The sequence below is a fragment of the Aeromonas sp. 95A genome, assembly GCF_051919235.1.
GTDB lineage: Bacteria > Pseudomonadota > Gammaproteobacteria > Enterobacterales > Aeromonadaceae > Aeromonas > Aeromonas veronii.
Window position 1 is genome coordinate 1903388 of record NZ_JBQBFC010000001.1, and the last position, 26338, is coordinate 1929725.

Annotated in this window: 26 protein-coding genes and 2 tRNA genes; 14 read left to right on the forward strand and 14 right to left on the reverse strand. The window is 59.2% G+C overall.

The features are described from left to right. Positions 1-22: 22 nt before the first annotated feature. Both hutZ and hutX read right to left on the reverse strand, forming a co-directional pair. A complete protein-coding gene (gene hutZ, locus ACTG2U_RS08435; protein ID WP_005335257.1) occupies positions 23-580 on the reverse strand; it encodes a heme utilization protein HutZ in 558 nt (185 codons plus the stop codon). Then, a complete protein-coding gene (gene hutX / locus ACTG2U_RS08440; RefSeq protein ID WP_252657238.1) occupies positions 577-1089 on the reverse strand; it encodes a heme utilization cystosolic carrier protein HutX in 513 nt (170 codons plus the stop codon). Before hutX ends, hutZ begins: the two co-directional genes overlap by 4 nt. 170 nt (positions 1090-1259) lie before the next feature. Between hutX and ACTG2U_RS08445 the strand changes: the two genes are divergently transcribed. The 5 genes from ACTG2U_RS08445 to pepE all read left to right on the forward strand — a co-directional run bounded on the left by ACTG2U_RS08445 (position 1260) and on the right by pepE (position 6536). Beyond that, the gene (locus tag ACTG2U_RS08445; protein WP_042080088.1) at positions 1260-2111 is read left to right on the forward strand and encodes a heme/hemin ABC transporter substrate-binding protein; all 852 of its coding nucleotides are present in this window, start codon (positions 1260-1262) and stop codon (positions 2109-2111) included. Beyond that, positions 2108-3139: a FecCD family ABC transporter permease gene (locus ACTG2U_RS08450; RefSeq protein ID WP_439974351.1), complete on the forward strand. Its 1032-nt coding sequence runs from the start codon at positions 2108-2110 to the stop codon at positions 3137-3139. The genes ACTG2U_RS08445 and ACTG2U_RS08450 overlap by 4 nt, the downstream gene beginning before the upstream one ends. Positions 3140-3150: 11 nt before the next feature. Further along, positions 3151-3975, forward strand: a complete 825-nt coding sequence (locus tag ACTG2U_RS08455; RefSeq protein WP_439974352.1) for a heme ABC transporter ATP-binding protein — start codon at positions 3151-3153, stop codon at positions 3973-3975. A gap of 230 nt (positions 3976-4205) precedes the next feature. Then, positions 4206-5567 (forward strand): endonuclease/exonuclease/phosphatase family protein, encoded by a 1362-nt coding sequence (locus ACTG2U_RS08460; protein WP_429012677.1) that lies wholly within the window; start codon positions 4206-4208, stop codon positions 5565-5567. 243 nt (positions 5568-5810) lie between these two features. Beyond that, complete coding sequence (gene pepE / locus ACTG2U_RS08465; protein ID WP_439974353.1) at positions 5811-6536, forward strand: dipeptidase PepE; 726 nt, start codon at positions 5811-5813, stop codon at positions 6534-6536. Between the two features lie 119 nt (positions 6537-6655). On the opposite strand, the gene ACTG2U_RS08470 is transcribed toward pepE, so the two are convergent. Genes ACTG2U_RS08470 through dnaB form a run of 4 tightly spaced genes read right to left on the reverse strand, consistent with a single transcriptional unit; the run spans position 6656 to position 9733 of the window. Continuing rightward, positions 6656-7075, reverse strand: a complete 420-nt coding sequence (locus ACTG2U_RS08470; protein ID WP_033114624.1) for a secondary thiamine-phosphate synthase enzyme YjbQ — start codon at positions 7073-7075, stop codon at positions 6656-6658. Continuing rightward, entirely contained in the window at positions 7075-8148 is a 1074-nt protein-coding gene (gene alr / locus ACTG2U_RS08475; RefSeq protein WP_021230808.1) for an alanine racemase, read from the reverse strand. Before alr ends, ACTG2U_RS08470 begins: the two co-directional genes overlap by 1 nt. 57 nt (positions 8149-8205) lie before the next feature. After that, the gene (locus ACTG2U_RS08480; protein WP_439974354.1) at positions 8206-8355 is read right to left on the reverse strand and encodes a hypothetical protein; all 150 of its coding nucleotides are present in this window, start codon (positions 8353-8355) and stop codon (positions 8206-8208) included. Beyond that, positions 8339-9733, reverse strand: coding sequence for a replicative DNA helicase (gene dnaB, locus ACTG2U_RS08485; RefSeq protein WP_026035132.1), 1395 nt, complete (start codon positions 9731-9733; stop codon positions 8339-8341). Before dnaB ends, ACTG2U_RS08480 begins: the two co-directional genes overlap by 17 nt. Before the next feature lie 363 nt (positions 9734-10096). Here dnaB and ACTG2U_RS08490 point away from each other — a divergent pair, with 363 nt between their 5' ends. Then, positions 10097-10957, forward strand: coding sequence for a Tim44 domain-containing protein (locus ACTG2U_RS08490; RefSeq protein WP_005335275.1), 861 nt, complete (start codon positions 10097-10099; stop codon positions 10955-10957). Between the two features lie 214 nt (positions 10958-11171). On the opposite strand, the gene ushA is transcribed toward ACTG2U_RS08490, so the two are convergent. After that, positions 11172-12896: a bifunctional UDP-sugar hydrolase/5'-nucleotidase UshA gene (gene ushA, locus ACTG2U_RS08495; protein ID WP_429012686.1), complete on the reverse strand. Its 1725-nt coding sequence runs from the start codon at positions 12894-12896 to the stop codon at positions 11172-11174. Between the two features lie 268 nt (positions 12897-13164). Between ushA and ACTG2U_RS08500 the strand changes: the two genes are divergently transcribed. From ACTG2U_RS08500 to ACTG2U_RS08510, 3 genes are all read left to right on the forward strand, one after another. Further along, positions 13165-13509, forward strand: a complete 345-nt coding sequence (locus tag ACTG2U_RS08500; RefSeq protein WP_421323025.1) for a DUF2956 domain-containing protein — start codon at positions 13165-13167, stop codon at positions 13507-13509. A gap of 143 nt (positions 13510-13652) precedes the next feature. Then, the gene (locus ACTG2U_RS08505; RefSeq protein ID WP_005335280.1) at positions 13653-13988 is read left to right on the forward strand and encodes a hypothetical protein; all 336 of its coding nucleotides are present in this window, start codon (positions 13653-13655) and stop codon (positions 13986-13988) included. Between the two features lie 113 nt (positions 13989-14101). Next, a complete protein-coding gene (locus ACTG2U_RS08510; protein ID WP_421323026.1) occupies positions 14102-14971 on the forward strand; it encodes a hypothetical protein in 870 nt (289 codons plus the stop codon). 54 nt (positions 14972-15025) lie between these two features. Here the strand turns inward: ACTG2U_RS08510 and ACTG2U_RS08515 are convergent, their stop codons facing one another. Further along, complete coding sequence (locus tag ACTG2U_RS08515; RefSeq protein ID WP_421323027.1) at positions 15026-16432, reverse strand: sigma-54-dependent transcriptional regulator; 1407 nt, start codon at positions 16430-16432, stop codon at positions 15026-15028. 151 nt (positions 16433-16583) lie between these two features. Beyond that, positions 16584-17387 carry an FKBP-type peptidyl-prolyl cis-trans isomerase gene (fkpA, locus tag ACTG2U_RS08520; protein WP_005335283.1) on the reverse strand — a complete coding sequence of 268 codons (804 nt, stop codon included), beginning with the start codon at positions 17385-17387 and terminating at the stop codon, positions 16584-16586. Positions 17388-17505: 118 nt separating this feature from the next. Here fkpA and ACTG2U_RS08525 point away from each other — a divergent pair, with 118 nt between their 5' ends. The 3 genes from ACTG2U_RS08525 to ACTG2U_RS08535 all read left to right on the forward strand — a co-directional run bounded on the left by ACTG2U_RS08525 (position 17506) and on the right by ACTG2U_RS08535 (position 19874). Next, positions 17506-18474 carry a vegetatible incompatibility protein HET-E-1 gene (locus ACTG2U_RS08525; RefSeq protein ID WP_043820853.1) on the forward strand — a complete coding sequence of 323 codons (969 nt, stop codon included), beginning with the start codon at positions 17506-17508 and terminating at the stop codon, positions 18472-18474. A 14-nt stretch (positions 18475-18488) separates the two neighbouring features. Next, entirely contained in the window at positions 18489-18704 is a 216-nt protein-coding gene (locus ACTG2U_RS08530; protein ID WP_255912903.1) for a SlyX family protein, read from the forward strand. 426 nt (positions 18705-19130) lie between these two features. Further along, positions 19131-19874, forward strand: a complete 744-nt coding sequence (locus ACTG2U_RS08535; protein ID WP_335813018.1) for a hypothetical protein — start codon at positions 19131-19133, stop codon at positions 19872-19874. A gap of 119 nt (positions 19875-19993) precedes the next feature. Here the strand turns inward: ACTG2U_RS08535 and ACTG2U_RS08540 are convergent, their stop codons facing one another. After that, positions 19994-20446 (reverse strand): RNA methyltransferase, encoded by a 453-nt coding sequence (locus tag ACTG2U_RS08540; RefSeq protein WP_005335311.1) that lies wholly within the window; start codon positions 20444-20446, stop codon positions 19994-19996. 204 nt (positions 20447-20650) lie between these two features. Between ACTG2U_RS08540 and ACTG2U_RS08545 the strand changes: the two genes are divergently transcribed. Continuing rightward, a complete protein-coding gene (locus ACTG2U_RS08545; RefSeq protein WP_335812998.1) occupies positions 20651-21742 on the forward strand; it encodes a PfkB family carbohydrate kinase in 1092 nt (363 codons plus the stop codon). Further along, positions 21736-22644 carry a pseudouridine-5'-phosphate glycosidase gene (locus tag ACTG2U_RS08550; RefSeq protein ID WP_139708067.1) on the forward strand — a complete coding sequence of 303 codons (909 nt, stop codon included), beginning with the start codon at positions 21736-21738 and terminating at the stop codon, positions 22642-22644. The genes ACTG2U_RS08545 and ACTG2U_RS08550 overlap by 7 nt, the downstream gene beginning before the upstream one ends. Before the next feature lie 86 nt (positions 22645-22730). On the opposite strand, the gene ACTG2U_RS08555 is transcribed toward ACTG2U_RS08550, so the two are convergent. The 4 genes from ACTG2U_RS08555 to ACTG2U_RS08570 form a co-directional block, all read right to left on the reverse strand. Beyond that, positions 22731-23456 (reverse strand): carbonic anhydrase, encoded by a 726-nt coding sequence (locus ACTG2U_RS08555; RefSeq protein WP_439975115.1) that lies wholly within the window; start codon positions 23454-23456, stop codon positions 22731-22733. A gap of 350 nt (positions 23457-23806) precedes the next feature. Then, positions 23807-25081 carry an alpha/beta hydrolase gene (locus ACTG2U_RS08560; RefSeq protein ID WP_439974355.1) on the reverse strand — a complete coding sequence of 425 codons (1275 nt, stop codon included), beginning with the start codon at positions 25079-25081 and terminating at the stop codon, positions 23807-23809. Between the two features lie 425 nt (positions 25082-25506). Further along, positions 25507-25582: transfer RNA gene (locus ACTG2U_RS08565), tRNA-Asn, on the reverse strand. Positions 25583-25586: 4 nt separating this feature from the next. Beyond that, positions 25587-25662 (reverse strand) — tRNA-Phe (locus tag ACTG2U_RS08570). Positions 25663-26338: the final 676 nt, after the last annotated feature.

Consider the following 26338-nt stretch of genomic DNA (forward strand, 5'->3'; position numbering starts at 1 on the left):
CTGTCGTGGTCGACAGGGAGCGTCAGACCGGCGCATCGGCCGGGCTGGTAAGCTCGGCACCGTTATCGATGCGCTTGTGCCCTTCCACCAGATGGACGAAATCCACCAGCTCGTCACCGGAGACTGCGAACGCCTGGCCGAAGCCCTTGACGAACAGCCCCTGCTCCGGCTTGAGGCGGAACAGTTTGAAATCCTTGAGGTTGGAGAGACCCTTGATGATCTCGCCAAAACGCCCCTCCAGCGCCGCCACCGCCTTGCTCCAGCGAGCGTCGTCACGGGCCACCACTTCAGCCACCGCATCGAAGGTCAAACGCTTGCGGGCAAACAGCTCGCGGGCACCGCTCTCATCCTCGATCAGCATCAGGGATACCCGCGGCACCTGTTGCAGGTTGCGGGCGTGGCGGGCGATCTCGGAGATCAGCACATAGTAGCCATCTTCCTGTAGCACGAACGGGGCATAGCTGGCGTTGGGATTGCCTTCGCCATCGACGGTGGCGAGCTGCAGGGTGCGGCAGCTGTCACGAAACTCGCGGATCTCCGGTTGCAGGCGGTTCTGCAGACGCTCCTGACGTTCACTCATGCTTTGACTTCCTCTTGAGAGTTGTGGCGCAGCGCCATGAAACGGGTAACCTGATCGGCCAGCAGCTGGCGTTTCTCGTCGCGACCCAGATAGACCTTGAAAATGCAGCGGCCGGAGTGACCGAAGAACTGGAAGGAGTGCCCCTCCTTGCCCATGAACAGCTTGCTGACCAGCGCAATCCCCGCCACGTTGTCGAGCTTGAGATGACCATGCAGCTCACCGTCGCGGCCCATCAGGTTGTAGTAACCGCGTGCGTCCTTGCCTTTCGGGAAGGGGGCTTTTACCTCGAAGATGGATCCTTCTGATTCGACGATGGTGGTCACCGGGCCCCAGTCGGCCAAATCTTCCAGCAGACCTTGCGCACGATCGGTGGGCAACAGGGTCACCAGCTCGGCGGGCAGATGGCGAACCACCTCCCATTCGCTGATGGCAAGCTGGGCCGCCAGGGTGGACGGATGAGCGCCGGGATCCTGCTCCAGCAGCGCGTGAATGCGTTGTGCAATGCTCATGTTTTCTCCCTCTGCGGGACCATACTGTCCCGCTGTTTATCATGGCGGCTACTCTAATAAAGCACCGAAATCAATGCAATTGATAATTGCTATCATTATCAGTGCATTTTTTCCAAAGCCTTGATATTCTCGGCGGCACACCCGTTTCATTCACCCCTTCGGAGGTTAGCATGGGCCGTCGTCTTGCCCTCGCCATCACCCTGCTCTGCAGTTCACTGTCCCCATTCTCTGCCGTTGCCGCCGACGGACAGAAAGAGCGTATCGTCAGTATCGGCCCGGCCACCACAGAACTCATTCTGGCCCTTGGCGGTGAATCGAGCCTGATCGCCACCGATGTCAGCAGCCCCTTGCCAAAAGGGTTGCCCAAGGTGGGTTATCACCGAGCACTGGCCGCCGAAGGGATCCTGAGCCTCTCCCCCACCCGACTGGTGGGCAGCGACGAGATGGGCCCGGCCCCGACCCTGGATCAGCTGCGTCGTGCCGGGGTCAAGGTGGAGGTGCTGGATACCGCGCCGACTCTCGCCAACCTCAATCAGCGTATCGACACCCTCTCCAGCCTGCTGGGCGATAAAGCCGCTGGCGATCGCCTGAAGGCAGAGATCCAGGCCCAGACCGATCAGCTGGCTGCGCAAGCCAAACAGAACAAACCGCTCAAGGTCGCCTTCCTGCTGCTGCACAAGGGGCAACCCACCAGCATCGCCGGGGGTGACACCACCGCCAGCGCGCTGATCTCGCTGGCGGGCGGCATCAATCCGGTCGCCGAATTGCGCAACTACAAGCCGGTATCCGCAGAATCCCTCATCGAGATGCAGCCCGATCTGGTACTGGTCAGCGGTCGTGACTGGCAGCAATATGCCGATCCGGCCAAGGTGCTGGCAGAAGTGCCCGCCCTGGCCGCCACCCCGGCTGGCAAGCGTAACGCCATTCACGCCATCGACGGCCACGCCCTGCAAGGGGGCCTGAGCCTCAACTCCCTGCAACAGGCGAACCAGATCGCCCAGTGGATCAAGCAGGGGTCATGATGCGGTTACCCCTCTCCTGGCTGCTGGCCTTCACCACGGCCGCACTGGCACTGTTGCTGCTCGGTTCGCTGGCAACCGGCCCCATGACCCTCACCCTGGGCGAGAGTCTGCGGGCGCTGTTTGCCGGGCAGGAGAGCGGGATTGAGTCACACAAGCTGCTGATCGTGCAGGAAATTCGCCTGCCGCGTACCCTGCTCTGCATCGCAGTGGGGGGGATCCTCGGGCTATGTGGCGCAGTGATGCAGGGGCTGTTTCGCAACCCCCTGGCTGACCCAGGCATCATAGGTGTCTCCGGCGGTGCGGCGCTCGGCGCGGCGCTCGCCATCGTGCTGCTGGCCCCCCTCGGCCAGCAGCTGCAAGCCACCATAGGGGTTGGTCTGCTGCCGCTGCTCGCCTTTCTCGGCGGCGCGCTCACCACCACCCTGGTCTATCTGCTCGGCACCCGTGAGGGGGGCACCTCGGTCACTGTCATGCTGCTGGCCGGGGTCGCCATCACGGCGCTCTCTGGTGCTGTGATCGGCCTGCTCACCTATCTGGCGGACGATCAGATGCTGCGCAACCTGAGCCTGTGGCAGATGGGAACGCTGGCGGCAGGCAAACCGGCCGATGTGGCGCTGGCCCTGCTCACCCTGGCGGCCCTGCTGTGGCTCTTTATGCGCGATGCCAATCCCCTCAATGCCCTGCTGCTGGGTGAAGGGGAGGCTCGTCATCTGGGGGTCAATGTGCAATCCCTCAAACGTCGTCTGATTCTGCTCACCGCCGCGGGCGTCGGGGTGGCGGTGGCGGTATCGGGGATGATCGGCTTCGTCGGGCTGGTAGTACCCCATCTGGTGCGCCTGCTGGCAGGCCCCAACCATGTCAGGTTGCTGCCGCTCTCGGCCCTGCTTGGCGCCGCCCTGCTGCTGGCGGCCGATATGCTGGCACGCACCCTGCTGGCCCCGGCCGAGCTGCCGGTGGGCATCATCACCGCCCTGCTCGGCGCCCCCTTCTTCATCTGGCTGCTGGCAAAAGGCCGCCGCGCCCTGTGATACGGACTGTTATGCAACCACTCTCATCCGCACTCTCATCCTCACTCTCCTCCCCCCTGTTGAGCTGCACCCGACTCAGCCTGCGCCGTGGCCAGCGCCAGATCCTGGATGGGCTCAATCTCGACCTCGAGAGCGGCACCCTGACCGCGCTGCTCGGCCCCAACGGGGCGGGCAAGAGCTCGCTGCTCAAGTGCCTGACCGGCGAGCTGGAATATGAGGGTTCCATCACCCTGTTTGGCGCAGATCGCCAGCAGTGGGACAGCAGCCAGCTTGCCCACCGGCTCGGGGTATTGCCGCAAAGCTCCTCACTCAACTTCCCCTTTCTCTGCGAGGAGGTGGTCGCCATGGGGCGCTTGCCCCACAGTGAACCGGCAGCGCGGCGTGACGAGATTGTGGCGGCGGCCATGACCCATGCCGGGGTCGAGCATCTGGCCAAGCGGCTCTATCCGGGGCTCTCCGGCGGCGAGCGGCAGCGGGTGCAGTTTGCCCGGGTGCTGGCGCAGATCTGGCAGGTCTCCTCTCCGACCGGGCAGGCCGAGCAACCCCGCTTGCTGCTGCTCGACGAACCCACCTCGGCGCTGGATCTGAAATACCAGCATCAGCTGCTCACCATGGCGCGCGCCCTCGCCAGCCGCAATACAGCTGTGCTGGTGGTGCTGCACGACCTCAATCTGGCGGCGCGCTATGCCGATCGGCTGGTGATGCTGGAGCGGGGCAAACTGATGGCCGATGGCACGCCTGCCGAAGTACTCACCCCTGAGCTGATCGCCCGTCTCTATGACTATCCGGCACAGGTGATCCACCACCCCGAGAGCGGCCTGCCGATGGTGGTGTGACAAATTCAGAGTGCGGTAACGGCTGGAAGCGCGCTATTCATCCCGGAAACTGCAGCGTATAAACCGGTTTTTCACACCCCATATCGCCCTGCTAACATTCATCATCGCCAGATATGTGGTGTGAATATCCTCACACTTTACTCAGGCAAAATCCCCGCAGCATCGCCGTCTACTTATAATGGCGCCGCCTCACAGAAGGCATAACTCATTGATGCTACGGAACAATTACAATGAAAAATATCAACAAGACCCTACTGGCTGCCGCCATCTCTCTCGGGATGCTGGCTGGCTGCAACAGCGACAACGACTCAAAGGCAGCTGATCCCATGGTTCGTTTTGCCACCTTCAACCTCTCTTTTGACCGCACTGCCGCCGGTATGCTGACCGGTGAGCTGGCCTTGACCCGCACCGAGCAGGATGCCCTGCTGGCCCGCCTCGCCGAAGGGAGCCTGAGCGGCGCCACTGAAACCAAAGCCAAGAACGTGCAGCAGATCCGCAACGTGGCGGAGATCATCCAGCGCACCCGTCCGGATGTGTTCCTGCTCAACGAGTTCGACAACGACGGCAAAGGCGAGAGCACCGCCGATCTGAAAGCCTTCAACGACAACTATCTGGCCCACGCCCAGCATGCCGAAGTGACCGCCATCAGCTATCCGGTGATGCAGAACTTCGCCACCAACACCGGCCTGATGAGCGGTTATGACCTCAATCTGGATGGCAAGGTCAACAGCGGCCCCGACGATGCCTGGGGCTTTGGCAACTACCACGGCCAGTACGCCTTTGCGGTGATGTCCAAATACCCCATCGATACCAAGCAGATCCGCACCTTCCAGAACTTCAAGTGGAAGGATATGCCGGGCGAGCAGAACCCCATCATCGATGACTGCAACAATCCCAAGGTCAAGATCCCGGCCAGCCGCCAGTGTGGTGATGCTTGGTATTCAGACGCAGCCTGGCAGCAGTACCCGCTCTCCTCCAAGAACCACGCCGATGTGCCGGTACGCATCAAGACCGAGAAGGGGGAAGAGGTGGTCCACTTCCTGATCTCCCACCCGACCCCGCCGATATTTGCCAACGCAGCGCGTCACACCGTCAAGCACAACCGCGCCGAGATCGCCTTCTGGAATGACTACGTCAAGGGTCTCAACTACATGACCGATGACAAGGGCACCAAGGGTGGACTGGCCAAAAACGCCAAGTTCGTCATCGCCGGGGATCTCAACGCCGATCCGCTCACCGGTGACGGCGACCTGACCGCCATTCAGGATTTGCTAAACAACCCGCTGATGAATCAGGCCATCACCAATGGCACCCTGATCCCGGTCAGCGAAGGGGGACCGGAGTGTGTCAGCAAAGGGGCCGACTGCAAACGCAACCTCAATCGCCCCAACCCGGAACGGATCACCAATAGCAGCGTGCTGCAGCTGGATCACGTCATCCCCTCCGCCAACCTCAACGCTGTCAAGAGCGGTGTCTTCTGGCCGGCCAGCTTCGAGGCCGGTTATCACCTGGTCTATGATGCGAAACTCGGCATCGCCAAGGGAGTCAGTTCGGATCACCGCATGGTGTGGGTCGATCTCAAACTCGACTAACTCTGCCATGACCCTGCTGCGGCGGGGTCTTTTATTGGCGATGGCAGCGAGCGGAGCACTGCTTATTAATCCACCAGTTGGCAGTGAGTTATCCATCCATAACTCCTCCATAGCCGTTGAATGGGCCTCGCGATCACAGAACCGCCGCGCCAATGGTGGTAGCATGCCTCCTCTTGCCATCCGGCCGCACGGCGGCTCCGGTGGCCCTCCCTCCTCCGCTTTCACTTTTTGAGGACATATCTGATGGAACTGCTTCTGCTTAGCAACGGTAAAGCCAACGAATTTCCGGGTCTGCTCGGCTGGGCCCGAGATCGGGTTCAAAGCCTGCTGGCTCGCAAACAGGTCAAGCGCATTCTGCTCATCCCCTATGCGGTGATCCGCAGCGACTGGGATGCCCGCGCCAACGAACTTACCGAGAGCCTCGGGATCGAGACCATCAGCATTCATCACTTCGATGATCCGGTTGATGCCGTCAATCAGGCCGACGCCATCTTTATCAGTGGCGGCAACACCTGGCGCCTGAATCAGCTGCTGCATGAAAATGGCCTGATCGTGCCGATCCAGCGCGCCGTGCGTGAGCGGGGCGTCCCCTATGTGGGCTGGAGCGCCGGTTGCAACGTGGCGACCCCGAGCATCCGCACCACCAACGACATGCCGGTCTGCAACGCCGCCGTGCTGCCCGCGCTGGGCCTGTTCCCGCTGCAGATCAACCCGCACTATCTGGACGCCAGCATCAGCGGCCACATGGGCGAGACCCGCGACGAGCGTCTGGCCGAGTTCTGCGCCATCAACCCGAGCGAATATGTGGTGGCCCTGCGCGAAGCGAGTCTGCTGCAAATCAGCGGCGATACCGTTGAGTACTGGAGCGCCCGCGAGCAGGACTTCAAGATCTTCAAACATGGCCAGGAGCCGCAAGCCTTTATGGACGCCACCCCGCTGGCCGAGCTGACCCCCTTCAAGGTCGCCTGAGACACGCAGAGCGCTTCACTACTGGCAAGCAGATAGCTCGCGAAATCGTAAAAACAAAGGAGGGATGGCTCGGCGCCATCCCTCTTTTTATCTTCATCTTTCAGCTAGTTGTAGTCTGATTACTCACCCTGCAGGGTCACCAGCACCTTGCGGGCACCGCCATCGACGCGATGTTCGCCAAGCCAGATCCCCTGCCAGGTGCCAAGTGCCAACTGACCGTCACGGATCGGCAATAGCAGGCTCACCCCGAGCAGGGAGGATTTGATGTGGGCGGGCATGTCATCCGCCCCCTCATAGGTGTGGCGATAGTAGGGGGCATCTTCCGGCGCCAGCCGGTGCAGATGGGCCTCCATATCGCTGCGCACACTCGGATCGCAATTCTCGTTGAGGGTGAGCGAGGCGGAGGTGTGTTGCAGCAGCAGGTGGGCCATGCCAATCCGGTAATCCGCCAGCATCGGCAGCTTGGCCACCAGCTCGTCCGTCACCAGATGAAAGCCCCGCGAGCGGGGCTTTAAGGTCAACAGGCACTGCTGCCACATCAGACGTATTCCATAAAGACGCGGGAGGTGAGCTTGGTGATGAGCTCGTAGGGGATGGTGCCAATCTCGTCGGCCACCCGCTCCACCGGCAACCCCTCGCCCCACAGTACCGCCTCGTCACCGGCCTTATCGGTTGCGCCGGGTCCAAGATCTACCGTGCTCATATCCATGGAGACACGCCCCACCAGCGGCACAATGCGGCCGTTGATCAGCACGGAAGTGCCATTGGGCGCCATGCGCGGATAACCGTCACCGTAGCCGATGGCGATCACCCCGAGCCGAGTATCGCGATCCGACACCCAGTTGGCGCCATAGCCCACCGGCTCGCCCGCTTTGTGATCCCGCACCGCAATCAGCTGGGTCTTCAAGGTCATCACCGGCTGCAGGTCGTAATCGGCCGCCACCGTGTTGGGGAAGGGCGACACGCCATAGAGGATGACACCGGGGCGAACCCAGTCGCAGTGGGAGTCTGGCCAGGCCAGAATGCCCGCCGAGTTGGCCATGGCACGCTCGCCCGCCAGCGGTGCGGTCAACTTGCTGAACAAGTCGATCTGCTCGCGGGTAGTAGGCTGCTCCAGCTCATCGGAGCGACTGAAGTGGGTCATGATGTTGAACGGCTGCACCACGTTCTTGCACTTGCCGAGGCGTTCGATAAAGGCGGGCATCTCGTCGGCACGTACCCCGAGGCGATGCATGCCGGTGTCAAGCTTGAGCCAGGCCACCACGGGCGCTGGCAGCTCGACTTGCTCCAGCGCTTCGAGCTGCTCCCAGGTGTGAACCGCCGTCTGCAGGTTGTTGGCCGCCAGCACCGGCAGATCGTCGGCAGAGAAGAAGCCCTCCAGCAGCACGATGGGTTTGACCACGGCGCAGGAGCGCAGCATCAGCGCCTCTTCGATACGGGCCACCGCGTAGGCATCCGCATCCACCAGGGTGCGGGCGACCGGCAGCAGTCCGTGGCCATAGGCGTTGGCCTTGACCACAGCGATGATCTTGCAAGCGGGAGCGTGGCGCTTGACCACGGCGAGGTTGTGGCGCAAGGCCGCAGTGTTGATTTGGGCAGTAGCCGCTTTCATGGTTTTCCCTTACGAGGGCACAAATGGTCTCCCCCTCATCGGGCCGAAGACCGCCACTCACTTATCGTCGTCGAAGGCCGGACCGGCATAATTGTCGAACCGGGAAAACAGGCTCTGAGCGGCAGCCAATGACTGGCTATCGATCAGGGCAGTCGTGGTAATGGCTAATCCGCCATCACCTTGGTTTACATCAATAATCGTCGTCAAACGCAGGACCGGCGTAGTTGTCAAACCGGGAGAACTGCCCCTGGAAGGTGAGACGCACTCTTCCGATAGGGCCGTTACGCTGCTTGCCGATAATGATCTCGGCAATCCCCTTGTCCGGGCTGTCATCGTGATAAACCTCATCACGATAGATAAACATGATCAAATCCGCATCCTGCTCGATGGAGCCCGATTCACGAAGATCCGAGTTGACCGGGCGCTTGTCGGCCCGCTGTTCCAGGCTTCGGTTCAGCTGGGAGAGCGCCACCACCGGGCACTGCAGCTCTTTCGCCAAGGCCTTGAGAGAGCGGGAGATCTCGCCGATCTCCAGGGTTCGGTTGTCAGAGAGCGCCGGCACCCGCATCAGCTGCAGGTAGTCCACCATGATCATGGATAGGCCACCGTGCTCGCGCGCCACCCGACGGGCACGGGAGCGCACATCGGTCGGGGTGAGGCCGGAGGCGTCATCGATATACATCTTGCCCTTCTCCAGCAGCAATCCCATGGTGGAGGAGAGGCGCGCCCAATCCTCGTCATCGAGCTGACCGGTACGCACCTTGGTCTGATCGATGCGACCGACCGAGGCGAGCATACGCATGATGATCTGCTCGGAGGGCATCTCCAGCGAGAAGATAAGCACCGGCTTGTCGGCCGTGAGGGCCGCATGCTCGCACAGGTTCATGGCAAAGGTGGTCTTGCCCATTGAGGGACGGGCCGCCACGATGATCAAGTCCGAGCGCTGCAAACCGGCGGTCATCTTGTCGAGATCGTTGTAACCGCTCGATACCCCGGTCACCCCGTTGTGCGGCGTCTTGAACAGCTCTTCAATCTTGTCGACGGTCTGCTCGAGGATCAGCTTAAGCGGCTGGGGCCCCTCGTTGGCGCTGGTGCGCTGCTCGGCAATCTTGAATACCTTGCTCTCGGCAAGATCCAGCAGATCGCCGGAGGTACGGCCCTGTGGCTCGTAGCCTGCTTCGACTATCTCGTTGGCGACCGAGATCATCTCCCGCACCACCGCCCGCTCGCGCACGATTTCGGCGTAGGCGTTGATGTTGGCGGCACTCGGGGTGTTCTTGGCGATCTCCACCAGATAGGCGAAGCCGCCCGCCTCTTCCAGCTGTTCGGAGCGTTCCAGCTCCTCCTGCAGGGTGATGAGGTCAATGGGGTTGCCCGCGTTGGAGAGGCGGGTCATGGCCTGGAAGATCAACCGGTGCGGACGGCTGTAGAAATCCTGATCGATCACCCGTTCGGCAACCCGATCCCAGGCATCGTTATCCAGCATCAGGCCGCCCAGTACGGACTGTTCGGCCTCAAAAGAGTGGGGAGGAACTTTCAGCTGTTGTGTCTTGGCGTCTTTTTTCGCCGTCACTTGCTCTGCCATACACATAAAAACCGCAGCGGGAAGGGGACGGGAATTTTACAAAAGAAAGCCAACTACGGCGAGCCCTATCTGGCGGCTCATACCATCATAAAGGGCCAAACCAGAGTCTGCTCTACCTTGACCATTTTGATTTTGCTTCGCATTTTGCGCTCCTTGCGACTCAATCTTCTGCTTTTCATCCGGTTTACTCCTCTTGTTTGACGCCGCATCGCGGCTACCTCGTTCATGAATAATTCATGCCAGAGGTGATATTGATGAATACAAGCTGCGACACAATTAGGGACAGGCAGCCTGCCATGCGCCTTGCTGAGCTTGCCAAAGCGGAGCATGCCCCACCCACAGACGAGAGTGAAAAGAGTCAAAATGAAAAAGATGCTGACCCTGTTTGCCGTGATCCTGGCCATTGGCCTGGGGGCACCTCACGCCGAAGCCAAGAAATTTGGCGGCGGCAAATCCTTTGGTAAAAGTTACAAAACTGCGCCGGCCCAGCCTGCGGCCAAACCGGTCGACAACAAGAATCCGACACTGAATGCCCAGACTCCGCCGAAAAAGAGCGGCATGATGGGTGGCCTGCTGGGCGGCCTGCTGGCTGGCGGCCTGTTTGCCTACCTGCTGGGCAGCGGTGCCTTTGAAGGTCTGCAAGGAATGGACTTCCTGCTGATCGCCCTGCTGGCGCTGGGTGCCGTCTTCCTGATCCGTACCCTGCGCAAGGGCAAGGTCGCGACGCCACAGCCACAACAGGCGGCCTATGCGGGCTATCAGCCACCGCAATCCGCTGCCCCGCAGCAGTTTGAGCAGAGCAACAGCGCACCACAAGCCACCGGCTTTGCCGACAGCGATGTGCCGTTCCGCCTGCCGCCAGGCTTTGACATGAACAGCTTCCTGGCCGGTGCCCGCGATCACTATCGCACCCTGCAAGAGGCGTGGAACAAGAACGATCTGGAAAAGGTGCGCGAGTACGTCAGCCCCGAGCTGTTTGAACAGCTCAAAGCCGAGCGCGCCGAACTGACTGGCGACCAGCATACCGAAGTGATGTACGTCGATACCCAGCTGGTACGCGCCGACTACGGCAGCGACTGGGCCCAGGTTAGCGTGCGCTTCAGCGGCCGTTACATGGACCGTCAGGAGCAGGTCGAAGAAGACATCAAAGAGGTGTGGCACCTCGAGCGCGATCTGGCCAAGAACAATGCCCCCTGGCATATCGTCGGTATCGAGCAGCTGTAAGGTTTAGATTGTCACTACGCAAGAGGCGGCCCATGGGCCGCCTCTTTTCATTTCATCCCCTCACCTGACCTCCTACAGGCGATGGCTATCGTCATTGATAATTGAAGAGTTGTGACCAATCCCCAGATGACATGTCACCACGCACATAACGACAAAGGGCAGCCACCGGCTGCCCTTTCGCATCACATCTGGAGCTATGCGCCCCGCTGACGAATCAGTTGCACCCTTCGGTAGAGGCTGAGTTCAGGTAGCTCACCTCATTGCCTGGCTGATAATCGGCCACGTTGATGGTCTTCTTGATCTCGATGTACTCCTTCAGCACGGCAGCATCGACCAACCCAGCGTTGATGGTATCGATCTTCGGATAGCCATCACCACCGGAGGCGCTGAAGCTCGGGATCGCGAAGCTGTAAGTTGCTGCCGGATCAAACGCCTTGCCACCGATACTGGTGATATTGACGCTCTTGGCCTGGCAATCCACCGCCATGTTGATACCGCCAAACTGGGCATAACCACCGGTATTGCGGGTCTTGCTTGCCACTTGGCCCAGATAGGTCGCCAGCTCGCTTCCCTTCATGACAGCCTTGTTGACCGTGTTGCCAAACGGGTGCACCAGCAACACGCTGCGGTAGGTGATATCACCGGCCGGGATGCTGTCACGGACGCCGCCAGAGTTGACGATACCAAAGTCGACACCCAGCTTGCTGCTGGTCGCCGTGGTGATGAGGCGACCCAGGTTGGTCTGCTTGTTGCGAACCGAGTTGCGATCACCAACCAGCAAGCCATCTGCCGAGCCAATGACGACATTCAGCTCTTGCTGACCTTTCTCCTGATAACCCAGCAGGGTGTTATACAGCTCGGGATCCTTGGTGATCTCGTCCTGTACGAACTGCATCTTGGCCGGGTCCTTGGTCACGGCACCGTTGGCATCGATCGCCTCGCCCTTGGCGTTACGCTTGATCAGGTTGACCGGGATCAGGTCATAACTGGTCAGGGTCAATTTGCCATTCTGGTACTCAAACTGGGCACGGCCCACATACTTGCCCCACTCGTGAGCCTGCATGATCCAGGTGCCGTTTTGCTGATCCGGCTGGCAGTTATCACCCGGTTTGAAATTGGCGTACTTGTTGGTGGTACCCGGTTCCATACAGACCGGATTCTGGGAGTGGCCACCAATGATGGCATCCAGAGTCCCTGCCGGCAGTGCACGAGCCATCTCTACATCGCCCGGCGCATTGCTGCCGTGCTGACCATTCTCGTAATGGCCCATGTGAGTGATGGCGAAGACCAGATTGGCCTCCTTGTTGCTGCGGATCTGCTGGCCCAGTTTGGCCGCCTCGCTGGTCGGATCGCGGAACTCCAGGGTCTGCACGTTGTTGGGATCCACCAGCTGGGCGGTATCCTCGGTGGTCAGGCCCAGTACGGCGACCTTGAGACCGCTCTCCAACTTGAACACCTTGTAGGGGTCAAAGTAGTGTTTGCCACTGGCCTTGTCGTAGATGTTGGCCGAGAGCATGGGGAACTGGGCCCACTTGCGCTGCTTCTCCAGCACGCTGAGGGGGTTGTCGAATTCATGGTTGCCCACTGCCATGGCATCGTAGCGAATGTTGTTCATCGCCATGAAGTCAGGCTCGGCGTCCTGCAGATCGGACTCCGGCACGCCGGTATTCACATCACCACCGGAAAGAACCAGCACGTCACTGCCAGCAGCCTTGGCATCGGCACGCAGCTGCTCGACCAGAGTCTTCTGGGCAGCCATACCGTACTCATTTTCAGCGTTGTGCCAGAAACGGCCGTGGGTATCGTTGGTGTGCAGGATGGTCAGTTTGCAGACATTTTCGGTGCAGGGTGCAACGGTGTCATTGCTCGAGGTATTACAGCCAGTCAGTGCAGCAAGCACGGCCAGTGCCACGCCGCCTTTGATAACGTTATTATTCATTTCCATATCACCTTGATTGTTTTGTTATTTATCAACCCTGTCCAGCGGGTCGGGCGCCAATATAACAAACAACAGATGACCGTTTTTCATCGATGACTCACAAATTCTGCTAATTGTGATCTTCGGCCCAACATCCGGCTTCCTGCTGATTTATCAGGTTTTTTGTTGAGCAGTCACTCACTTGCTCCCCTCCCGCACCAAGGAGGCGCCACCCGGACGCGCCTTTATGGCATACTCCCCAGCCAGCCATGCCCGAGGAGATGATTTGATGGCCAAGTACGACAAGATTTCCCCCGAGACCCAGCAGGAGGCGATGAAAATTGCCCGTGCCAACCAGAAGCCGGGGCAGACCAAGGAGCAGACCCAGCTTATCGCGCAAGGGATCCAGAAAGGCATCGACGAATACAAGAAACAGATGAAGGCGCGGGCCCGCGAAGCGAACCGCCAGAAAAAAATGCAGGCCAAAGCCAGGCAACCACAGGGTGCGCCACAAACCGAAGAGCAAGACGATCAGCTTGAAGTGGTTGAAGTAAGCCATCAGCATCCCCTGCCCTGGATCTTGCTGGTGCTGAGCTGGCTGGGATTTGCAGCAGCCTGGTTCTGGTTGCACTAAGACGCGCGAGCAAACCTTTATCCGGGATCCTCTTCACAGCCCGGACCCGGGCTGCTGGTGATTACCTGCGAAGAGTGATTAAATCCCGCGCCTCTTGCACCGGACTCCCTGTTTTTTGACGATCAGTTTTCAGGAAAGATGTTATGAACCCCGCTCCGCTCTATCTGCTGGCCCCTTTTGTACTGTTCCTTGTGACCATGCTGCTCTATCGCATTTCGCCGCTGCGGGCGGTCGCCGCCGGTGGGGTACGCTGGTTTATCCTCCCCGCCTTCACCCTGTTTATTTTGCTGATCATCATCAATGGAGCCGCCGATCCCACCCTGCGCGATCCGGCATTCCACTGGTTGATGCCGGGCCTTGGCTTTGCCCTGAGCCTGTTTCCGGCCCTACCCAAGGCGCTGGTGCCACGGCTCGCGATCAAGGAGGGGGCCTTTGCCGCCCTCGGTCTGATGCTGATGAGCCTAGCCATGGTCTACTGACCAACCGGCCACAGCAGTTAGCATGATGCAAGGGGCGCTCTGTGACGGGCACCCCTTGTACAAACAATGGCCTGCAGGCATCTTGGTGACAGGATAACCAGCAAGGAGGCCAAATGGACAATCCGCCCGATTTCATGGCGCTGTGGGATTATCAGGATCCCGCCGCCAGCGCCCTGCGTTTTCACACCCTTCTTCCCGAAGCGCGCGCCGCCGCCGACCTGCAACTCGAACTGGAGTTGCTGACCCAAATTGCCCGCACCCATTCGCTGCAGCGCCAGTTTGCCGAAGCCCACCAGCTGCTCGACGAGATAGCGCCTCGCCTCACCGACACAACCCCCAGAGCGCGGATCCGGGCTCTGCTGGAACGAGGCCGCACCTTTAACTCGGCGGGCGACAAAGCCAGTGCCAAACCGCTGTTTGAACAAGCCTGGCAATGGGGGCTCAAGGAGAAGGAGACCTATCTCGCCATCGACGCCGCTCACATGATCGCCATCGCCGCACCATTGGAAGAGCAGAGCCGCTGGCATCAACTGGCGATGGAGCTGGCGGAACGCAGCTGTGACGAGAAGGTGCGCGGCTGGCTGGCCCCCCTTTATAACAATCAGGGCTGGACCCTGTTCGAACTGGGCCGCTTTGATGAGGCGAAAATCCAGCAGCAGAAGTGTCTGGCCTGGCATCTGCAACATAACCAGCCGGCCAAGGCGTTTATCGCTCGCTGGAGTCTGGCTCGCCTGACCCGGGCCCAAGGTCAGCACCAGCAGGCACTGGCAGAGCTGCACCAGCTCAAGACCGATATGGCCGAGGCAGGCGAACCTGAGGATGGTTATCTGTTCGAGGAGCTGGGGGAGAATGCCTTGGTACTGGATGATCCGCTGGCCGCGGAATACTTCTCCCGCGCCTGGTTTCTGCTGTCACAGGACCGCTGGTTCAGCGCCAACGAGGGGGAGCGACTGGCCCGCCTCAAGCGCCTCGCCAAACTCTGATCCCCAAAATAGAAAGGGCGGCACGCTAGCCGCCCTTTCTGCTGGCAAGATGGTTCAGGCCCGATTGGACTCCTCCCACCCCTGCTTTTTACGGTAAATGGTGGAGGGGCTGATCTCGAGCAGTGCCGCCGCCTTGGGAATGTTGCCGTCACAGCTGGCGATGGCCTGTTCGATCACCTCTTTCTCCACCAGCCAGAGCGGACGAATTGGCCCGTTGGCCACCCCGGTGGCGGCCGGAACCGATGTCACCGCTGAAGCAATCGCAGCCGGCAACTGGGGACGAACTCCATTGAGCGGTGGCGGCAGAATATCCGGGCTCACCAGCTCCTTGTCATTGAGCACCACGATATTGCGCACCACGTTTTGCAGTTCGCGTACGTTGCCAGGCCAGGGGTAGTCGAGCAGCACTCGCGCCGCCTCGACATCGAAATCCTTGAAGCGTTTGTTCTCCTCCTTGGCGTAGCTCTGCAACAGGGTACGCGCCAGCAGCAGGATATCCTCGCCCCGCTCCCGCAGCGGCGGCAGGGTGAGGGGAATGACATGGAGCCGATAGTAGAGATCCTCGCGAAAACGGCCCGCTTTTACCTCGACCAGCGGATCACGGTTGGTGGCGCAGATAAAGCGCACATCCACCGTCTCGAGCTTGCCGCTGCCGACCCGCTGCACTGTGCCGGTCTGGATGAAGCGCAGCAGCTTGCTCTGCAGATCCAGGTCCATCTCGCAGATCTCGTCGAGAAACAGGGTTCCGCCATCGGCCAGACTGGCCGCCCCCTTGCGATCCCCCTGGGCGCCAGTAAAAGAGCCCTTCACATGACCGAAGATCTCGCTCTCCATCAAATCATGGGGAATGGCTGCGCAGTTGAGGGCAATAAAGGGCTGTTCGCTGCGGGGACTGCACTGGTGAATCGCCTCGGCACATACCTCTTTGCCGGTGCCGCTCTCGCCAGTGATAAAGACGGTCGCCTTGCTGGGCGCCGCACTTTCGATGATGCGATAGACCGCCTGCATCGACATGGAGGCACCGATAAAACCGAAGAAGGAGCTACGCTCGAAATTCTCCCGATAGTGGGCAACCAGCGAGCTCAACTGCTGGTGTTTCAAGGCATTGCGAACGGTGGCGCAGAGTCGCTTGCTATCAAACGGCTTGGTCAGAAAATCGAAGGCACCGAGGCGCATCGCCTCCACCGCCACATCCACCGAACCATGGGCGGTGATCACCACCACAGAGCAGGGCAACTGCTGTTCGGTGATCATTTGCAGAATATCCATACCGGACATATCCGGCAGCTCCAGATCCAGCAGCACCACGGGAGGAGGACTTGCCAGCAAGTGCGCCAACGCCTGCTGACCACAGTCGGCCAGCACCACCTCGTACCCCTCCTGGCGCAGGTACTGTTCATAGACCACCGCCAGACTACGGGTATCTTCCACCAGCAGGACACGCGATTTATTTTCAGCCACTGGACTCATCCTTGTATTTGATTCTGCGATCTATTTTGCCTTATTTTCGCGCGCAAACCCAACGCCAAGACAGCTCTGTTATCCCGCGATTGCAGGGAATACACAAGTAAAAACGGCTCCTTAAGGAGCCGTTTTTAACTACAAGAAGGGATTACTTCTTGGCGTCGTCAGCAGTCGGCTTCTCGATAGCCAGCAGCTCAACGTCAAACACCAACACGGCGTTCGCCGGAATGGAGCCTGCACCGTGCTCGCCATAGGCCAGCTTGGACGGCAGGAAGAACTTGAACTTGGAGCCAACCGGCATCAGCTGAACGCCTTCGGTCCAACCCGGGATAACCTGGTTGAGCGGGAAGGTAGCCGGCTCGCCGCGATCGACGGAGCTGTCGAACTTGGTGCCATCAGTCAGGGTACCGGTGTAGTGCACCTTGACGATATCGGTAGATTTCGGCTTGGCGCCAGTGCCCATCTTCTCGACCACGTATTGCAGGCCGGATTCAGTGCTCTTCACACCCTCTTTCTTGGCGTTGGCAGCCAGGAACTCTTCGCCCTTCTTCAGATTCTCAACGGCGTCTTTCTCGGCCTTGGCCTTGGTCAGCTCGTTGATCTTGGCGTCGTAATCCTGCAGTACCTTCTGGATCTCTTCATCAGTCATCTTGGCTTCTTTGCCCAGACCGTCAGTCACCCCTTTCAGGATCACGGCGTTGTCCAGTTTGATGCCCAGTTCCTGCTGACGCTCCAGGGTATTGGCGATGTAACGACCCATGGAGAGGCCAATTGCGTAGCCAGATTGCTCTTCAAAGCTCTTGGCTTCGGCCTTGGTCGCCTCTGCCGGCTTGCTGGCTTCAGCCTTCACTTCGGCGGTATTGGCCGCAGCAGGCTTCTCGTCTTTTTGGCAAGCAGTCAGACCGACGGCAACGGCCGCCGCCAACAGGGACACCTTCAGAAATTTGTTCATCAGTTTCTCCAAACTCCAAATACCGCTCTCGGTTCCATCGTGAAATGAGAGGTTTATCGTGATAAGCGCCTTATACTAACGCCGTGATCGCAGGTAACAAAAGCGTGAGACCGCAAAAATGATAAAAAGTGCCATTTATCTGGTGAGCCTCTGTTTAATGCTCACCGGTTGCGAGCAGAGCTCCCAACCCAACCAGCAAATGACCCTCGCCAGCACGGGTCTGCTGACCGCAGATCTCTCCAGTGATGGCAAGCAGGCCATCGTCTCCAGCATCAGCCAGGGCATCATCGTCTGGGATCTGGAACAGAACCGCCAACGCTGGCGCTGGAAGCAATCCGACTCGGCGGATGATCTGGTATTCATTACCCGCTTTTCCGAAGGCAACAGCCATGCCGTCACCGCCACCCCAGACACCTTTGCAACCTGGCGGCTGAGCGACGGGCAGTCACAAGGCTACTACTCACTTCCTGAATCTAGGCTGAGGGACATCGCGCTCTCTGCCGATGGTCGTTATGTGCTGATAGGTCGGGAAGATGGCAAGGCCGAGTGGCTCGATACCCGAAGCGGCCGTCGCCTGCAGTTTCTGGGGCACACCGAACAGGTCAATACGGTGGATCTCTCCGCCAACGGTCGCTATGCCCTGACCGGCGGCAACGACTACAGCGCTTATCTGTGGGATACCCGCAGCGGTCAGGTAATTTGGCGCTTCAACCATGGTGGCCGGGTGATCATGGCCAGACTGGAGCCGAGCGGCCGATATGCCTTCACCGCCGACAGCAGCCGGGCCAGCATCTGGGATCTGAAAACCGGCAAAGAGGTGAGTCAGCTGCAATATGATCACCGCTTCGAGGTCTACACCAGCGCCCGCTTTGCCAACGATGGCAAGTGGCTCATCACTGGCGCCCCTTCCCGTCAGCTCTCCCTGTGGCAAGTCAGCGATGGTGCCCTGCTGCAGAGCTGGCGCGTCTCGCCGCAACCCAAGGTGAAACCGCCCAGCGCAGTGGTCTACGGCGTCGCTTTGCGCGACAATAGCCACCTTGTCAGTGCCAGCTCCAGTGGTCTGGCCGAAATCTGGACAATCAAGTAAGGACCCGAAGGCCCATGAGTCAGCCACTTAACGATCGCATCGAAACCCTGGAAACCCGTCTTGCCTATGCGGAATACACCATAGAGCAGCTCAACGACGAGGTGACCACCCAGGGCCGTGAACTCGATCGGCTCAAATACCAGATCCAGCTGCTGATCGACAAACTGCAAAGCGTACAACCCAGCCAGATTGCCAGCATGGCCGAAGAGACCCCGCCGCCGCACTACTAAACACAGCGCAAGATAGAGAAGTTAGCTGATCCCCGGGTGAGGCAGCAGAGATTCATAGCCGGGATAACATGACGCGGATGAGGGTCACCTTTTTATATCGCTGTATGGCTGCTACTGCTGAGGTTTATCAAAAACTATATGTCACTTACCTGTATGCATGAGGTGTGCCAACGCTTCACGCAAACAGACGTTGATATTCCCCCTGCTGTCAGACCCGCCCTACATATTTGTAGTTAACCATCTTATTAGCGACAACCAATTGGCCACTATTGATCCTCTCATTAATGAGAACGATTCGAAAGTAAATAACTCTCAACCCTGTAGCAAAATGGAGATGCGGGATGTTTTCTCCGCCCGCCGCGATAAATGCATGGTATAAATCAGGTGATAGATGCTCTCCTCACCCCTGCGAGGATAATGCTGACCATGCTGCGCATCGGTTGTTTGCTGCTTTGCTCTCTGTGTGCGATCACCCACGCTCGCACAACCGATATCCACGTCTATTGCGATGGCTGGCCCGGTTTCTGCCAACCGGATGGCCGCGGTATCTATCTCGATCTGGTGCGAACCATCTACCAACCCCACGGCTACCAGATCGTGCCCCATATCGTGCCCTACAAACGCGCCGTTGCCATGGTAGCCAGGCAAGAGGGGGATATGGCGATGAGTGTCTATCTGGACGAGATCAAAGGGGTCAAACAGCCCCGTCAGCCAGCCTCCGCCGATGATGTGACCGTCTTCATGCTCAAACAGTGGCAGCCACAATGGCGGGGAGAGCGCAGCCTGGAGGGAGAGACCGTGCTCTGGCGGAGAGGATGGGTGCTGGATAAATATCTTCCGGTTACCATGCGGTGGCACGAGATCGACAGTCATGAGATGGCCCTGCAGCTGATTGGCAAGGGGCGCTATCGCTATTACCTGACCGCTGGCGTGCTCCATTCTACCGATGAGACCCCGTCCAATATGTACCGCACCATTGTGCGCTGGATCCCGACTTACCCCATTTTTGCCGATACCGAGCAGGGCGAGCGGCTACTGCTGCTGTGGGATCAGGAGATGGTGAATCTGATCCGTCGCGGCACGCTGGCCGAGATATATCGCCATTATCACCTCTATGAATACTACCGCGACTTTCTCGAGGAGCTGGCGGTCAAGGCCAGCGAAAAATGATCCCACCATAGGGGAAAGAGAAGGATGCCGCAGCCCCGTCAACAGCGGCCACCGTCAGCAACCTGCCCATGAGCAACACCTTTCCATTGTGGTTTGAGTCACCGTAGCCACGCCACAACTCAGGGTTGCCGGAACCCCTTCGCCAAGCGGTCATAGAGGATCACATTGACCGAGGCGGCCAGATTCATGCAGCCCTGAGTCGGCACATAGACCACATCTTTCACCGCGCCATAGAGGGCGGGATCGAGGGTGCCATCCTCCGGCCCGAAGATATAAAAAGCGCGTTCCGGATGGACATAGTCGGGGAGCGGCGTGGCTCCGTCGATCAGATCGACCACCACGGGCACGCATCCCTGCGGGATAAACGCCATCAGATCATCCACCCCGAGCAGCGGGATCTTCTCCACCATCTGCTTGGTATCAGTGGCAAAGCGGCGCGCCAGCTCGAAGCGGTTGCCGGTGTAGTAGACCTCGTCTACCCCGTAACAACCCGCAGCCCGCATCACGGAGCCGACATTTTCCGGAGACTTGGGATTGACCAGCCCCACGCAGCAGAATGCACTCTTTTCCATCATCTCTCCTCATCTTGCGGCAGCCATTATAAGCCGTTGCAGGGCCACCGACCCGTTAAAAGTCCCCTCCCCGGCTAAACCGCTTGCCAACCCAGCTTTGAATGTCGATTTTTTGTGCGCAGTCCGACAAATTTTGTACAAGTTGATAGCCAGCAAACGTTTCCCATCAATAATAGACAAACGTTTGTAAATGGATGTTTGTCTATGACTGAGCGTGAACAAGAGATCCTCGCCCTGCTGCGTCAGGATCCCATGATTGCCCAGCAGGAGCTGGCCGATCGCCTTGGCATCAGCCGCTCCGCGCTGGCCAGCCACATCTCCAGCCTGATCCGGCAGGGATATGTGCAAGGCAGAGGTTATGTACTGCGAGAGGGCCCCTACGTGGTGGTGATCGGCGGTGCCAATATGGATATTTGCGGCACCAGCCACGACAACCTGCTGCTCGGCGACTCCAACCCGGGCAAGGTGCGCACCTCGGCAGGCGGTGTCGGCCGCAATATCGCCGAGAATCTGGCGCGGCTCGGCAGCGACACCCGGCTGCTGACAGCGGTCGGCAACGACCAGTATGGCCACCATCTATTGGAAGTGAGCCAGCGGGCTGGCGTCGATGTGCGCCAGACCCTGGTGCTCGATGGTCACGCCACCTCCTGTTATCTCAGCCTGCATGATGGCAGCGGCGAAATGAGCTGCGCCATCAACGACATGGCCATCATCGAGCAGCTCACCCCAGCCCGCCTGACCCCCCTCGCAGGCTTTCTCGGTGGTGCCCGGCTTTGGGTGCTCGACACCAATCTGGCCATCCATACCCTCGACTGGCTGTTCGAGCGGCAGGGGGATCACGCCATCTTTGTCGATACCGTTTCGGTGGCCAAGGTGGAGAAGATCCGCCCCTGGCTCGGCAAGATCCACACCCTCAAACCCAATCGCAGCGAAGCCGAGCAGCTGTGCGGCATGACCATCGCCGGGCCCGAAACCTGGCCCATGGTGGCCGCCTGGTTCCACCGCGCCGGGGTCAAGCGGCTGTTCCTCAGTCTGGGTGAACAGGGGATCTTCTACAGCGATGGCGAGCAGCAGGGCCATCTGCCAGTGCTGGGCAGTCCGGTACTCAACGTCACCGGCGGCGGGGATGCCTTTATGGCTGGCCTCGCCCACGCCTGGCTGCAAGAACTCGACATTGCCCAAACCACCCGCTTTGCCCTGGGCTGCGCCGCCCTCACCGTCAATTGTTCCGATACCGTTTTTTCCGGTCTGAGCAAGACCGCCGTTGACCGCATACTGGAGGAGTACTCATGCTGAACGCTTACCTCGATATCCAACCGGAAGTGGCTGCCGCGCTGGCTGCCGGCAAACCGGTGGTTGCCCTCGAATCCACCATCATTTCCCACGGCATGCCCTATCCACAGAACGTGGAGACGGCCCGTCAGGTGGAGCAGGTAGTGCGCGATAACGGCGCCATTCCGGCCACCATCGCCATCCTCGATGGCCGCCTCAAGGTGGGTCTCGATGCGGGTGCGCTGGAAGCGCTCGGCCGGGCAGGCCACGACGTGACCAAGTGCAGCCGCCGCGACATTCCATTCGTACTGGCGCGCAAGGGAATGGGCGCCACCACTGTCGCCTCCACCATGATCATCGCTGCCATGGCGGGGATCCGGGTCTTTGCCACCGGTGGCATTGGCGGGGTACATCGCGGCGCGCAGGAGACCTTCGATATCTCCGCCGATCTGCAGGAGCTGGCACAAACGCCGGTGGCCGTAGTCTGCGCCGGAGCCAAGTCGATCCTCGATATCGGGCTGACCCTGGAGTATCTGGAGACCCAGGGCGTACCGGTGATCGGCTATCAAACCGAGGAGCTGCCAGCCTTCTACACCCGCGAGAGCGGCTTCAAGGTCGATTATCGCCTCGATACCCCGGCAGCCATCGCCGAGGCGCTACGCCTCAAGTGGGAGCTGGGACTGGCGGGCGGCGCCGTGGTGGCCAACCCCATCCCGACCGCACACGCCATGCCGAAAGCCGATATCGACGCAGCTATTGCCCAAGCGCTCCATGAAGCCGATGAGCAGGGGATCAAGGGCAAGGCGTCAACTCCCTTCCTGCTGGCCCGTGTCTGTGAGCTGACTGGCGGCAACTCGCTGGCGGCCAATATCCAGCTGGTACTGAACAACGCGGCCCTCGGTGCCCGCATCGCCGCCAGCCTCTGATCGCACGCCGATACCTCGCCATGTAAAAGAGGGCCTGACGGCCCTCTTGTTGTGTTTGCTATCTACTGCGCTATTGCAACACAGTGTTATTGCAGTACCACGCGTCCATTGAGCGGTTGCACTGGCCGGTTGTTGGGATGGTGCATCACCGCCTTGAAGGCGTCGATCTGGGCCTGACTGACCTCGACTGGCTGCTTCATCACCAGCCAGCGCACTCCTTCCGAGCAGGGAGGCGTAGTAAGGGAACCGCTGAAGCGATAGTAGTCACGATTCTCAGGCAGCAGTTGCTCAGCAGAGAGCGGCGCCTTGAGGGCCTGGATCTCCCCCACCTTGGCAGGTAACGCGCTCCAGGCTGCCGCCAGCACCGGATTGGCCTTGCCAGCCTCGAACATCACCGCCACCACGGCGATCTCTCCCTTGTCACTGACATGCACCAGATGCCCTTCCAGCGGATAGGATTTGCCCTCGATGAGGTTCTCACTCGGGGCGTGGAAGTGAAACTGCTTTAGTTCAAACGTGGTGCCATCGAGTTGCAAGGTGCTGCCCGGGGCATAACCGACCTGCACGGTATGACCGTTGTTGACCACTGTGTTGCCACCCGCCTGATAGTGGAGTACCAGCGGGGCCAGTTTGGCCTCGACCAATCCGCTCAGGTCAACCGGCGACTGATTGCTGCCCGCACACTGACCAAACTCCGGGGTCAGCTTGGCCCAGTGGGCAGGCCCCACCTCACCGCTATATTCCCAATGGGGGGTGGCAGCAAACACGACAGGGCACAGCAACAGGGAGCAGGCCAACAGAGACTTTCTCATCATACATCCTTATCTTGATTGAAAAGCACGACCATCCCCTCCCCCGGATAGCGGGGCATGCAGAGATGGCATATCAGATACGCGGAATACAGAGCATCGGAGCGACTTTCTAATGGTAACGAGCACGGGTTGGTCAATCGGTTTGACCGCGGCTCAATACAGAGTCGTTTGGCAAGTATATGGTGAAGGATCGGCAGAGACAGTGAAAGAGGGGGAAATTAATCAGCCGGCTATCCACTCATCCTCTGGCAGGCGCGGGGCAAGGTTCAGGGAGTCACGCTTTCATAACAACCATCCATCACAACCATCGCGGGAGTCCGGGCTCCCGCGATGGTTGACGATAACGGCAATTAACGGTCGCGATTCAACGCGATCAGACGATCAAGAATCGCTTCACCATCGGCACGCAAACCGTTGTGCTCATACTCATTGGTGATCCAGGCGCGACTGTTGCCAAGGCCACGCAGGGTTTCGCGACTGTAGTCAAACTCCACATACATATCCTCGGCATAGACGGCGCAGGCGACCGGCACCTGGTTGCGGGCCAGCTGTGCCGGACCATAGAGCGCCCCCCAGTCCGCCTTGTTGGCCAGCAGATGAGCCGCCTCTTTCAGGGGCAGCAACTCGCGGAACTGCTCGAACATCCAGGGGTAAACCATCTCGCCGGTGAAGGCGAAATCCTTGCCGGGTGCCCAGTTCACCGCAGGAAACTCCCCTCTGACCCGATCTGCCGCCCAGCGAGTCGCCTCCCCTTCGGCGTAGATAGCCTCGTGCAGAATGGCAAACAGCGGGTTGGTATTGAATGGCTGCATGCTCTGCACCTGATAGAGAAAGGCCGGGCTCAGCTTGTCACCGATAAAGGCCTCTTCCAGCAGGTAATAAAGCTCCTCGAAAGCCCCCGTAGCACCGAGATCCAGCCCTTGCTGCTGGAACTGCTCCACCGTCAGGCGCTGACCGTTGGGCAGCCGCACATCGTGCTGGTGCAGATGGTTGGCCAACCGGTTGGCAATCCCCTGAGCGTGGGGGAAGCGGGCGAAGAAGGCTCGGTTCTTGTCAGCCACCCTCTGGTAGGTGGCGCGGTAAACCTCCTCGGCGCTGCGGCCAATCGGCGCGATGCCGCCGGTGATATAGACCTCCCGCAGACTGTCGGGGAAAAGCGAGAGATAAGTCAGGCAGCAAAAACCGCCAAAGCTCTGACCAAGCAGGCTCCAGCGATGCTTGGGGCTGAGCTCCTGCCGGATGAACTCGGCATCTTGCACTATGCTGTCGGCGCGAAAATGGCCGAGATACTCCGCCTGCTCGGCCGGTGTCATTTTGGCCAGAATCTGCCCGTGAATGGGGCTCGACATCCCGGTGCCACGCTGATCCAGCAGCAGCACTCGGAACTCCTGCAACGCCCGCTTGAGCCAGCCACTGTTGGCCGTCGGGCGCGGCGCATCGAATCCCGGCCCACCTTGCAGAAACAGCAGCCAGGGCAACTTATCATCGAGCTTGTCTTTGCGGCAGAGGGTGCGGGCAAACAGGGTAATGCTGTCGCCATCAGGCTCATCATGATCGAGGGGAACAGTAAAAAAGTGCGGCTCGCAATGAATGCCGTCCAGTACATAGCTCAAGGGGCTGTTCATCTGGGATCTCTCCGTCAGGATGGGAACATCATTGACCCCATCATATCCCCGCCCAGCCACAGGGTCACTCCGGTTTTCCAAAATGTTAACAATGGCTTAAAGGTCGAAACATCACCAGACAAGCAGCTCTTCAACGGCGCTGAATTAATTGTTTTGCGGGGAGATTGACGCCATGGCGCCATTCAACAAAGATGGCTCGCCTGCACAGGAGTGCAGCCATTCAGGCCGACAAAATGGATAAGGGAATGTGATGAAACCGAAGTGGATCAGGGCCAGAAAAAAAGAGAAGAAGCCATGCCCTGGCAGCATGCTGCAGACCGGAATGCTGCTGTTCAGTGCCACCTGTGGCGCGACGCTCTTTTTGGCAGCATGCAACAGCAACTAAAAATGAAAAAGCCCGCTCGATTGAGCGGGCTTTTCGAATTTGGCTCCTCCTACTGGACTTGAACCAGTGACATACGGATTAACAGTCCGCCGTTCTACCGACTGAACTAAGGAGGAATTGTGGTGCCCAGAGACGGAATCGAACCGCCGACACGGGGATTTTCAATCCCCTGCTCTACCGACTGAGCTATCTGGGCAACGGCGCGCATTAAACCCTTTCTGGACTGGGGTGTCAACCTTGCCGCCCCAGTTTCTGGCATGTTTTTGCATAGGGTGAACTAAGTGGCGAGATAGTGTGCAAGGAACCCCTGACTCCACACCGGGATCCGGTTGTCGGGAGGTTCTCCTATCGAGGTTTTTTCCCTTTATAGAATTACCTTTTCGCTCTCTCACCCATCCCGAGCCTCCAACAAGTGAGCCCATTTTTTGTCAAAAAACGGATGAACTAACGTGCATGTTTTTTGTGCGCTGAAAAGTTACCAGAAATTGACCAAACAGGGTTTGGTGTGTCGCGGCCTCTGTACCTCCGGTCGTCAGCTCCTCAGCGTCCCTGTGAAGAAGAGAATTGATGGTGTTTCGGCGGGTGAACTAAAAATTTATTGTGACTCAAATCACAAAAACGAATCTTGGTTACACCTTACAAAAGGGCTCAATCGACAAGCTTTTTCGGGTTGGCAAATCACGATCACCCCAGCAAATCAGGAGCGTTTTTCACGAGATTCAAAAAGTCGGTCTCCAGAGGACGATCCTGAAATTTGCCTCTGAATCGCCTCTCCAGACGGCCTTCAGAACCTTCACACATAAAAAAATGCATTAAATATCAATGCTCTGCTCATTTTTTAAGCGGTCGTTCTTTGACTATGAAAATGCAAA